Origin of the sequence: Microcoleus sp., from assembly GCF_041354475.1 — a bacterium.
Taxonomy (GTDB): Bacteria; Cyanobacteriota; Cyanobacteriia; order Cyanobacteriales; family Microcoleaceae; genus Microcoleus.
On sequence record NZ_JBGJZU010000025.1, the window covers coordinates 42,836 to 54,815 of the forward strand.

At 45.4% G+C, this 11,980-nt stretch carries 7 protein-coding genes; 6 read left to right on the forward strand and 1 reads right to left on the reverse strand.

Going from position 1 to position 11,980, the window contains the following annotated elements; all coding sequences use genetic code 11:
* The first annotated feature begins 474 nt into the window (after nt 1-474).
* The 5 genes from ACBR23_RS11960 (at nt 475) to ACBR23_RS11980 (ending at nt 7,979) form a co-directional block, all read left to right on the forward strand.
* Nucleotides 475-1,326 (forward strand): prephenate/arogenate dehydrogenase, encoded by an 852-nt coding sequence (locus ACBR23_RS11960; protein ID WP_371119607.1) that lies wholly within the window; start codon nt 475-477, stop codon nt 1,324-1,326.
* Between the two features lie 89 nt (nt 1,327-1,415).
* Nucleotides 1,416-3,251, forward strand: a complete 1,836-nt coding sequence (locus ACBR23_RS11965) for an APC family permease (RefSeq protein WP_371117217.1) — start codon at nt 1,416-1,418, stop codon at nt 3,249-3,251.
* A 314-nt stretch (nt 3,252-3,565) separates the two neighbouring features.
* On the forward strand, nt 3,566-5,029 hold the full coding sequence (locus ACBR23_RS11970; RefSeq protein WP_371119606.1) for an RtcB family protein: 1,464 nt from the start codon (nt 3,566-3,568) through the stop codon (nt 5,027-5,029).
* A gap of 542 nt (nt 5,030-5,571) precedes the next feature.
* Nucleotides 5,572-7,353: an ABC transporter ATP-binding protein gene (locus tag ACBR23_RS11975; protein ID WP_371119605.1), complete on the forward strand. Its 1,782-nt coding sequence runs from the start codon at nt 5,572-5,574 to the stop codon at nt 7,351-7,353.
* A gap of 191 nt (nt 7,354-7,544) precedes the next feature.
* Complete coding sequence (locus ACBR23_RS11980; protein ID WP_341735162.1) at nt 7,545-7,979, forward strand: hypothetical protein; 435 nt, start codon at nt 7,545-7,547, stop codon at nt 7,977-7,979.
* Nucleotides 7,980-8,281: 302 nt separating this feature from the next.
* Here ACBR23_RS11980 and ACBR23_RS11985 read toward each other — a convergent pair whose 3' ends face one another.
* Nucleotides 8,282-9,997: an AAA-like domain-containing protein gene (locus tag ACBR23_RS11985; protein WP_371119604.1), complete on the reverse strand. Its 1,716-nt coding sequence runs from the start codon at nt 9,995-9,997 to the stop codon at nt 8,282-8,284.
* Nucleotides 9,998-10,294: 297 nt separating this feature from the next.
* Between ACBR23_RS11985 and metK the strand changes: the two genes are divergently transcribed.
* Entirely contained in the window at nt 10,295-11,557 is a 1,263-nt protein-coding gene (gene metK, locus ACBR23_RS11990) for a methionine adenosyltransferase (RefSeq protein WP_341735164.1), read from the forward strand.
* The last annotated feature ends 423 nt before the right edge of the window (nt 11,558-11,980 follow it).

An 11,980-nucleotide genomic window follows, 5' to 3' on the forward strand; every position in this document is an offset into this window, starting at 1 on the left:
CTTAACTGGACCAAGCTAGTTTTGGTTTTAACTTCCTGCTTCATCGCGGTCTAAGAATTACTGTTACTCTTGTCGAGCCGCTCCACAGGCAATCTTGGTGGAACTCACCATTTCTGACCTTTCTGGAATAAATTTATTCTTCAACCATCTGTCTGTGTTTTTCGCCGCATTTGAGCCTCGATGAAGTAGTCGGATTTAAAATATTTACTTTTGCCTAAAAAGTAATTGAATGATTATAATACAATTGGAGTGGCGATCGCTCATTTTTGAGAAGATTCAGTTTGAATCATAATTGTTAAAATCAACAAAAGACCAAAAGTTGCTAGCCCTAGCGTTAAAAAGAACGCGGTTTTACAGGTAAATCCCCCCAGAAACTACGCCTTACCAAAATCCTGAGTTTGACAAGAGACAGGCAACGGGGTTTTATAGTCAAGAGTGCGTCGAGCACCAAACAAATGTCTCCATTTTATAGTTATGAATATTGGTATTGTAGGATTGGGTTTGATAGGCGGGTCGATCGGGCTGGATTTACGATCGCGCGGTTTTTCGGTTTTTGGGGTTTCTAGCCGGGAGCAAACTTGCCACAGGGCGATCGCCCGCGGTGTTGTGGATAAAGCCAGTGTCCATCTGTCTGACATGGCAGTAGCCGATGTGGTTTTTATATGCACGCCCTTGGGGTCGATCGAGTCGATCGCCCAACAGTTAGTACCTCATCTTTCCCCTGATACTATTCTAACTGATGTGGGTTCGGTAAAAACACCCATAGTCCAGTCCCTATCATCTCTGTGGCCAAATTTTGTGGGGGGACACCCAATGGCGGGGACTGCCGAGAGCGGAATTGACGCGGCGGTGTCGGATTTATTTGTGGACCGGCCCTATGTCGTGACTCCCACTGCTCAAACGCCGGTGGCTGCGGTGGAAAGGGTGGAGGAGATTGCTCGATCGCTAGGTGCTAAAATTTACCGCTGTGGGCCCGCAGAACACGATCGAGCTGTGGCTTGGATTTCTCATTTGCCAATCATGGCGAGCGCGACACTGCTGGCGGCCTGCGCCAACGAGAGCGATCGGGATATTATTAAGCTAGCGCAACATTTGGCCAGTTCAGGCTTTCGAGACACCAGTAGGGTTGGTGGTGGGAATCCTGAGTTGGGAGTGATGGTAGCCAAGTACAATCGAGTGGAATTATTGCGATCGCTCTGGATTTACCGCGACTGTCTCGATACATTGATTGGCGATATCGAGGCTGAAGATTGGGCAACTCTGGAAAACAAGCTGAACCTGACTCAAGACACCAGAAGCAGTTACGGGTTAAGCAATTCCAACTAAAAAGTTAAAAATTAAAAACCTACGTAAAAATTTACTTGCTAAGGTCGCAGTCTAGATTATGATTGTCAACGTCTATATATTGGCTTTCAATGTATACTTATTCTCGACTCAAGCGAGTTTTACTGGGTGAATCTCTACCTACCAGTGCATCTGTTCACGAACGGTTGAGCAACGCTACTGGATTAGCTGTTCTTGCTTCCGATGCACTTTCGTCTGTTGCCTACGCTACTCAAGAAACTTTGCTGGTATTATTACTAGCAGGCAGCAGCAGTTTGAGCTTATCCTTGCCTATCTCTGCAATTATTATTTTACTCTTGGGGATAGTAGCACTTTCCTATCGACAGACGATTAAAGCTTACCCAAACGGCGGTGGTGCATACATTGTAGCGCGAGAAAACTTGGGTATTTATCCAGGTTTAATTGCAGCGGCTTCCCTGATGATTGACTACATTTTAACTGTAACTGTGAGTATTTCGGCTGGGGTGGCGGCCTTAACTTCCGCAGTGCCGGGATTGCAATCCTACACGGTGGAAATGTGCTTGTTTTTTATTGTCCTGATCATGTTTGCCAATCTCAGGGGATTGCGGGAATCTGGCAAAATATTTATGGTTCCTACCTATGCGTTTATCGTAGGCATTTTTATCTTAATTTCCTGTGGTTTATATCAACAAGCCACAGGTCACGTTTTGCCAAAATTAGAAAATATTCCCGCCTCTGAACCTTTAGGATTATTTCTGATCGCCCGCGCCTTTGCTGCTGGTTGTACTGCCCTGACTGGAGTGGAAGCTATCTCCGATGGAGTGTTGGCTTTTAAGCCTCCTGAATGGAAAAATGCACGACTGACTTTGACCTATTTGGGGGTAATTTTGGGAGTAATGTTTTTGGGAATTAGTTACTTGGCTCATATTTATCAAGTAATTCCTAGCGAACATGAAACCCTACTTTCGGTGTTAGGAAAAAATATTTTTGGATTGGGTGTATTTTACTATTATTTGCAGGCGGCAACTCTGTTGATTTTGCTGTTGGCGGCGAATACCAGTTATGCAGATTTTCCGCGACTTTGTTATTTTTTGGCGCGAGATGGTTTTTTGCCCAGACAGTTGTCGCTTTTGGGCGATCGCCTGGTTTATTCTAATGGAATTACCCTGCTGAGTCTCTGCGCTGCATTTTTAATTGTCATCTTCCGAGGCGAGACTACGGCGGTGATTCCCCTCTATGCAGTGGGAGTTTTTACTTCTTTTACTCTCTCTCAGTCGGGGATGGTAATTCACTGGCTGAAAGAGCGGGGGAAAGGATGGCAAGCTAGTGCTGCGATGAACGGTGTCGGTGCATTGGCAACATTGTTAGTTTTGGGTGTAATTATCGCCACCAAATTCCTGTTGGGGGCTTGGGTTGTGGTAGTCACTATTCCGATCGTTGTTAGTTTATTTTTAGCTGTTCGGCGGCACTATCGGTATGTAGCTGCTCGTTTGAGCATTCAGGGAGTAGAACCGAAGTCCTATCCTCCCAGACCTACAGTTAAGGTGGCAACACATCCGGCGGTGGTATTAGTAGGACAGTTGCATCGGGGAACTTTGGAGGCTCTTGATTATGCTCGTTTAATTGCTGATGAAGTTGTCGCAGTTCATGTTGATATTGGTTTGACAGATAGAGCTAAATTAGAAGCATCTTGGCAAGATTTGCAGTCTGATATTCCTTTGGAAATTTTAGAATCTCCTTATCGTTCTGTGGGCGAGGCTTTGACTCACTTTTTGACTTTGTTTGAAGCACAGCGGCCGGGAGTTTTCTTAACGCTAATTATTCCGGCTTTTGTGACGCGAAATTGGTGGGAGGGATTGCTGCATAATCAAACTGCTTTCTTTTTGAAGGCGGCTTTGCGGGCGAAAAGAAGTCGGGTGGTGACGACGGTTAGGTATTTTCTGTAAACAGTTGATAGTTGACAGTTGACAGTTGACAGTTGACAGTTGGCAGTTGACAGTTGGCAGTTGATCGTAAAAATCAGATCTGAGTTTTTGCTGTCAACTATCAACTGTCGGGCATCGGGCATCGGGCAATACCTCACTTTTTTGAGAAAGGCTATATTGACATATCAAAAATGATGTGTCAGGATTGTAGTAACTATAAAAGTTGCCTTCAACTTTTATCCAAAAAGATTGCGGCTGCTGAACCAAAGTCTTTGATTACCTACAACATCTCTTCAATTTGTGGGGGTTGCTATGCAGCCCGCAACAGAATACTTATGCAGCAGCCAAAAAATCTGAATCGGCTTTTGCGAGCTTTGTCTCGGCAAGGTCTTGATGTTAGTTACGACAACAAAGTATACTCCATTTCTGTCAATAGTTCTGTAAAAGAACCCTGGCAAGATGCCAGTTGTACAACAGCAGAAGTGTTGCTCCCAGAGGGTTTTCCGGTGGAAGCAAAGGCGCTGAAACAGTTAGCAAGTTTGGCTAATGTTCGCCATCCTCAAGGTGGTTGCGTTTGCCGCGCCTGCGCTACTCCAGATTTTCATCCGGGTGATTCGGGGGTGGCGATCGGCTCTATTGTAGAAACAGCGGCAATGGTGATTCCGGCGGCTGTCGGTTCGGATATTAACTGCGGGATGCGGTTACACGTTGCTGATTTGTCGATCGCCCAATTCTTAGCAAAACGCGATCGGTTTGTAGAATTAATGAAAGGCGATTACTTTTTTGGTACTCGCGATGTCAGCATGACGGCAAAAACTGCTCGCGCTATGTTCCAACACGGGATTCCCGGATGGCTGGATGCTATGTTGGACAAAACAACTGGTAGTGTGGTAAATTCCGATTCTGAGCAGTTAGCGACAGAATGCGAGCGTACTTTCCTCGGCGGTTCCATGAATGGCGATATCCAATGGGCTCCCGCAGAATTAGTCCCAAACGACGGCTTAGTCAGGGATGGTGGCTTAGGTACTATCGGCGGCGGCAATCACTTTGTGGAAATTCAAGTGGTTGATGAAGTTGTGGATAAAGCTAGGGCTTATACTTGGGGTGTGCGATCGGGACAAATGGCTTTCATGATTCACTCCGGTTCTCGGAATGTGGGTAAATATATAGGTGGAATGTGGCGCGATCGATCGCGCGATGCTTGGCCGAAAAACCTCAAATACCCGGAATCAGAGCTTTTCCCCCTCTCTCTCTCGGCAAATCCCGAACTTGTCCACAGCTATCTCCAAGCGGAAGCAACAGCGGCTAACTATGGTTTTGTGAATCGTTTGTTGTTAGCAGAACTTTTGCGGCTGCGTTTGCGACAAGTTTTTGGTGATATCGAAGCTCCTTTAGTCTACGATTTACCACACAATCTCACTTTAGCGGAAGGTGCTGGCTGGGTGACTCGCAAAGGTGCTTGTCCCGCCTATCTCGAACAGCCATTAATCATACCTGGTTCGATGGGTGCGCCGTCTTATCTGCTAATTGGTAAGGGAAACGATCGATTTTTGCGATCGGCTTCTCACGGTGCGGGAAGGGCTAGATCGCGCTTCGATATGAGTCGCGAAGGTGTTGACAAAAGTGACACGGCTTTGGGTTTAACTGGCATAGATTGTATTACCTTACGCCAAGAGCGCAGAATAGAAGAAGCACCGGCAGCTTACAAGCCTATTCAACCAATAATTGACGCTCAAGTAGAGGCGCAAATGGTTGATGTAGTCGCTAAAATGAAGCCTGTGTTAACCTTTAAAGCGTAGGATTAAGTACGAGTTACCAGCATCGGTAGGAGCGGGTTCACTCCTTAGCTTGAAAGGATACGCAAAGACTCAAAAACCCGCCCCCACCATGGGCCGGAGTAGCAGTTGCCATAACCACTCTGAGGTGGAAACTCCTGTCTGATAGCGCAAGTCTTCGCTAGGATGGGTAAAAAGCTTTTGATCTCAGCTTTTTAGTCGATTTTAAGCTAATATCTGCTGTTACACATCTCCTAAAAAGACAGTCAAGAATAGGCATCCTGCCTGTTCCACAATAATTATGGGAGATGTCCGTTAGACGGGGGGTTGGAACCACTCGACGGGTGGAAGACAGTAGTGCAAGATATAACAGAAGGAAGAAGGCTATTCGGCAACGGATTTAACCTAGATGGCGGAGGTCAGAAATCAAGAATCAGGAATCAGGAATCAGGGAAATGTAATAATAGCAATGGTTTCACAGTTAACTGTCAACTGTCAACTGTCAACTGTCAACTGTCAACAATCATTCCGATGCGATCGGAATTGATATTACCCCCAGTCCTCAATTGTCACCAAATCTCCCTAAATCTACCCATCCTTTACAGCGGTTGCTGAAATACGGGCGCCGCTACCGCCTTCAAGCTTGGCTAGCAACTATCTGTTCATTTCTGAATAAACTCTTCGACTTAGCGCCACCGGCATTAATCGGGATTGCGGTTGATGTTGTGGTCAAAAATGAAGATTCAATTATTGCTCAGTGGGGCATAAAAGATGTTTTTTGGCAACTGGCAATTATTACTATTTTGAGCGCGATTGTTTGGGGATTGGAATCTATTTTTGAATATGCTTACGATTACTTATGGCGGAATTTGGCTCAGAATATTCAGCATGATTTGCGGCTGGAAGCTTACAGTCATTTACAAGAATTAGAATTAGCTTATTTTGAAGAACGCAGCACTGGTGGTTTAATTTCTATTTTGAATGATGATATTAATCAACTAGAGCGTTTTTTAGACGGTGGTGCTAATGATGTGATTCAGGTAATTACAACGGTAGTGATTATTGGCGCGGCTTTTTTTGCAGCATCTCCGACGGTTGCTGTGCTGTCTATGCTGCCGATTCCGTTTATTGTTTGGGGTTCGATCGCCTTTCAGAACCGCCTCGCCCCTCTCTATGCGGATGTGCGGGAAAAGGTGAGCTTTTTGAACGGTCAATTATCGAATAATTTGAGCGGAATTACTACTATTAAAAGTTTCACTTCTGAGGATTATGAGACGCAGCGTATCGCCAACCAAAGCGAAGCTTATCGCCAAAGTAACCGAAGGGCGATCGTCCTTTCTGCTGCTTTTATTCCGTTGATTCGGATTATCATTTTCTTGGGCTTTATCGCCACGCTATTTCTGGGTGGTTTAGAGGTGGTGGCTGGCAGATTGTCGGTGGGAACTTACAGTGTTTTGGTGTTTTTGACTCAGCGGTTGCTGTGGCCTCTGACTAGGCTTGGTGACACTTTGGATCAGTATCAAAGGGCGATGGCTTCTACTAATCGGGCGATGGATTTGCTGGATACTCCGATCGCCATTCGCACGGGAGATATTCGGTTGCCCATCAGTTCGATTAAGGGGGCGCTGGAATTTAAAAATGTGACTTTTTCTTACAATCAAAGAAGACCGATTTTACAATATTTTTCCTTGACGCTAATGGCGGGAAAAACTACGGCGATTGTTGGCCCTACTGGTTCGGGAAAAAGTACCTTGGTGAAGTTGATTTTGCGGCTTTATGAGGTACAATATGGTCAAATCACTTTGGATGGTATTGAATTAACTCAACTGAATTTAAAAGATTTGCGCCGAGGGATTGGATTGGTGAGTCAAGATATATTTTTATTTCATGGTACGGTGGCAGAAAATATTGCTTATGGCAGTTTTGATGCCACTAATTCTGATATAATAGATGCTGCAAAAATTGCGGAAGCCCACGAGTTTATCGCGCAATTGCCCGATGGTTATGAGACAATTGTGGGGGAAAGGGGTCAAAAATTGTCGGGGGGACAAAGACAGCGGATTGCTATTGCTAGGGCTGTTTTGAAGAATCCGCCGATTTTGATTCTGGATGAGGCTACTTCGGCGGTGGATAATGAGACGGAGGCGGCTATTCAGCGATCGCTCGAACGAATTACTAAGAATCGGACTACAATTGCGATCGCCCACCGTCTTTCCACAGTGCGTAATGCTGACTGCATTTTTGTCATGGATGAGGGGCTAGTGGTAGAATCGGGGCAGCACGAACAACTGATCGAAAATGATGGAGTTTATGCGTCGCTCTGGCGCGTCCAATCTGGTATAAAATAAGAACGCAGCGGTTTTGGGCATTGGGCATTGGGCATTGGGCATTGGGCATTGGGCATTGGTAATTAGTTATTCACACTCTTCTAATAACCAATAACCAATAACCCTTCGACCCTTCGACTACGCTCAGGGTACGGCCAATAACCAATCACAAATAACCGTAAGATATTAGTTTCTATAAGCAAGAAGAGAAAATGTTTCTATTTGATAACCCTGAGTCTAAACCAAACGAAAATAGCTGGAGTCGCAAATTAGATAAGTTTGTGAAAGCTCATCAACATGAATTGGCTGCTTTGGCTTGGGGGCTATTTCTGGAAAGGGGTGAGGAAAGCGAGGAGATTTTGGCAATTGATATTGCAGAAACTGCGCGTTTTGTGTATTGTAAAAAAGAGGCGGTTGAGGAGTTGAACCGTCAAGTTAGAAGTCATATTCAGGAAGTTGTAGGGGTGTTGAACGCTCATAAGCCTGAGAAGGAAGTGGCGATTTTGGCGATCGGAGAAGGTCAAATTAAGTTGATTCTATTTGAACCTAAGCCGGAACCTCCTGTTTGTTTTGAGGAAGCTGCGACGGATGTGGATACGCTGTTGGCGAAGCTGGAACAGCAGATGGTTGAATATATGAAAGGATAAGTTATTTCCTTGATTACTCGGCGATTGAAATCGCTTCTACACGAACGAAGTCCGCCTGCGCGGACTAAGATAATGAAGGGAGTATTTAAGCCTCATTCCGGTTGCGATCGCGCTTACTGTATCAAATTTTTGGGATGAATTACGCACTCCGCCTTCATAACCGGGTTTTTTACTGAATCTCTGGTAACAACGAAGTATCTTCGCAAAAACCCGGTTTCTGACGATCGAGCGATCGGTTACTCAACTTTTTTGTTTCTGGTTTATTTTTTGGGGTTTGGGGCGATCGATTGCGTAGACTAAGATTAAGATGCAAACCTAAAATTCAACAGCGTACTCAGAGTAGCCCGATCGCGCCCCTGTCTTTTAGAATCATAAAGAGCCTCATCAGCCGCCAATACCAGCGTTGATATATCATTCTCCGGCCCAGGAACAACACTCGCAATTCCCAAACTAATTGTTACCACAGGATTTGGCAAATTAGCAACTTTTGAATGCTTAAAAACCAAATTCAAAGATTTAATATTAGCTCTAATTGTTTCAGCAACAATCATCGCAGCCGACGCATCAGTGCTAGGCAAAATTACCGCAAATTCCTCGCCGCCATAACGAGCCGCCACATCAGCCGGATGTTTGAGCGATCGAGCAATTGCCTGAGCTACCGATCGCAAACAACTATCTCCAGCTTGATGCCCATAGGTATCATTATAAACTTTAAAATAATCTATATCGCACAAAATTAAAGATATCGGAGAACCATCACGACTCATGTGCTTCCACTCCGCCCGCAAACAACTGTCAAAATGCCGTCTATTCCCAATTTGAGTAAGTTCGTCCACGTTCACCAAAGCTTGTAGCCTTTCATTTTCTTGCTGTAAATCTTCCAGACAAACCCTTGGCCTAGGCTCGGACAATTTTTCTTCTTGAAAATACAAGCGATATAATTCGCAAGACACCTGACAATTATTTCCCTCTAACTTTACCAAGCCCATACTGTCTAGCTGATAAGCAATTAAAGGCTCTATGTAAATACTATTTTGAGAACTTATCACCTGTTGAAAAGCTTCTGATAGTGCCGGATTTTTTTGCAATATTATCGACTGACTTTGAATATGTTCGCTATAAATTCCGCTTTGAGTAGGAGCTAATTTGAGCAGTTGTTCTAATTCGGTTTGCGCCGGATACTTGCCTGCCTCTGCTGACCATTCCCGCAGGTTATCTTGTAAGGAATTTACTAGGTTATAAAGAGCCAAATGAACTAAATAAGGATGTCCTCCTACCATTTTCATTAATTGCTGCACTGGATAGCTATCGCTCCATTCCAGCCCATGTCGTCGCGCTAATTCTTGGACTTGCTCCACATTGAATTCCAATAATTTAATTGGTAATCCTACATTAAAAGGAGATTGATTGAGACTCAAAGCCACATAAATTTCTGTTGAGTGAATCACGACCAAGCGGAGTTTTTGCCAAGTGTCAATTAGTCTGGCTTGTTCGTACCAGGAACGCAAGAGTGGCAGGAATTCTTGAGCAATATTTGTACGTTCAAATACTCGATTGACTTCATTGAGTACCAAGACAATGGGAGTTTCAATTTCTTCTAGTAAATAGTTTTCAAAATACATAGTACAGCTTACTTTGCTGCCCATATCTTCATCCCAGAAATCATCCAAGTTGGGTGGGAGTTTGAGTTGTCTAGCTGCATTCACACAAAGCCATCGCAAAAATTTATCTAAGCTAGCAAAAGCAGCTTCATCCGCTTGCTGAAAATCTACGGTGACAGTGCGGTATCCCCGCGCTAGTGCCGCTTGAATTATGCGTAGCATCAGAGAACTTTTGCCCATTTTTCTGGGGGCTTTAATCCGAATCAGGCTTCCGGGTTTGCCAATTTCTGCACAAGCTCGTGCTTCGGCTGGAGTTCGATCGATATAAAATCGAGAGTCCAGGGGTATGGGGCCACCGGGAAATTCTAAGTCTGCAACCCTCTGGATGAAATTTGGTGATTTGGGGATTCCTGCCATAGTTGTTGTGCGAGATGAGACCCTGATAAATAGTTAGATGCGTAAGCTCATACCAATCAACGCCAGCGCTGTGTTTCGCTACTGGGCTGTCTTCCAAAATATACCAGTCAGCCGATTTTAGGTTTGAGATTTGAGAGGGGAAAATTATTCAATAGTATAAAAAAGAAATGGCAAATCTTTAAAGATTTGGATCTGGCGATCGAGCTTGGAGTGTGAATTTGCTATAGTAGTGTCACTTTGCTCAAAATCCAACCCTGCTTCCACTAAACTAGAAAACATCACAAGGAGAAATAATCATTGTCACGCCGCTACCTGTTCACCTCTGAATCTGTTACCGAAGGCCATCCCGATAAAATCTGCGATCAAATTTCAGATACGATTTTAGATGCCTTATTGACCGAAGACCCTAAAAGTCGCGTCGCTGCTGAAGTTGTTGTCAACACAGGCTTGATGCTGCTGACGGGAGAAATTACCACCAAAGCCCAGGTAAATTACATAGAATTAGCGCGGAAAAAAATAGCCGACATTGGCTACATCCACGCAGATAACGGTTTTTCCGCCAATAGCTGCTCGGTATTGGTGGCTCTTGACGCTCAGTCTCCCGATATTGCTCAAGGGGTGAATACAGCCCAGGAAAGTCGGGAACAATCTAGCGAAGAACAATTGGACGCCATTGGAGCAGGCGACCAAGGCTTGATGTTCGGCTTTGCTTGCAACGAAACGCCGGAATTGATGCCACTACCGATTAGCCTAGCCCACCGGATTTGCCGCCAACTCGCAGCAGTCAGAAAAACCGGTCAGTTATCTTATCTACGTCCCGATGGCAAAAGCCAAGTTACCGTGGTTTACGAAGACGGCAAACCTGTGGGCATAGATACGATCTTAATTTCTACCCAGCACACTGAGGCGATCGGCGATATTACTGATACTGCCGCAGTTCAAGCCAAAATTAAAGAAGACCTTTGGACTGCTGTGGTCGAACCGGTGTTTGCGGATATTGCCATCAAACCAGATGCAGAAACTCGCTTCCTTGTCAACCCCACTGGCAAATTTGTGATCGGCGGACCTCAAGGAGATTCTGGTTTGACTGGGCGCAAAATTATTGTGGATACCTACGGCGGTTATTCCCGTCACGGTGGCGGTGCTTTTTCTGGAAAAGACCCCACAAAGGTAGACCGCAGCGCGGCTTATGCTTGTCGCTACGTGGCTAAAAATATCGTGGCGGCCGGTTTGGCCGAAAAGTGTGAAGTGCAGTTGAGTTATGCGATCGGCGTGGCGCGGCCTGTTAGCATGATGATCGAAACTTTTGGCACTGGAAAAGTCGATGACGATCGCCTTTTGGAAGTAGTGAAGCAGTTGTTTGAACTGCGTCCAGCGGGGATTATTCAAGCATTCAACTTGCAGAATTTGCCTGCGGAAAGGGGCGGCCGTTTCTATCAAGATGTGGCTGCTTACGGTCACTTTGGACGCACTGATTTAGAGTTGCCTTGGGAGCAAACTGATAAGGTGGAACTGTTGAAATCAGCTTTGGTTCAGCAGTTGTCGGCAGTAACCCGATAGTACAATTTCAGGGGCAAGCTACTAAAATTTAATACTGCTTGTTACCAGGCTCTGCGTGGTAACACAGATCCGGAGGCTCTGCCTCCAAGTTTCCCAAAGGCTGGCGAGGCAGAGCCTCTGGATCTTGGTTCCCAGGCAGAGCCGGGGAACCAGTTAAATACTGCTTGTTACCAGGCTCTGCGTGGTAACACAGATCCGGAGGCTCTGCCTCCAAGTTTCCCAAAGGCTGGCGAGGCGGAGCCTCTGGATCTTGGTTCCCAGGCAAAATTTAATACTGCTTGTTACCAGGCTCTGCCTGGTAACACAGATCCGGAGGCTCTGCCTCCAAGTTTCCCAAAAGCTGGCGAGGCAGAGCCTCTGGATCTCGGTTCCCAGGCAGAGCCGGGGAACCAGTTAAATACTGCTTGTTACCAGGCTCTGCGT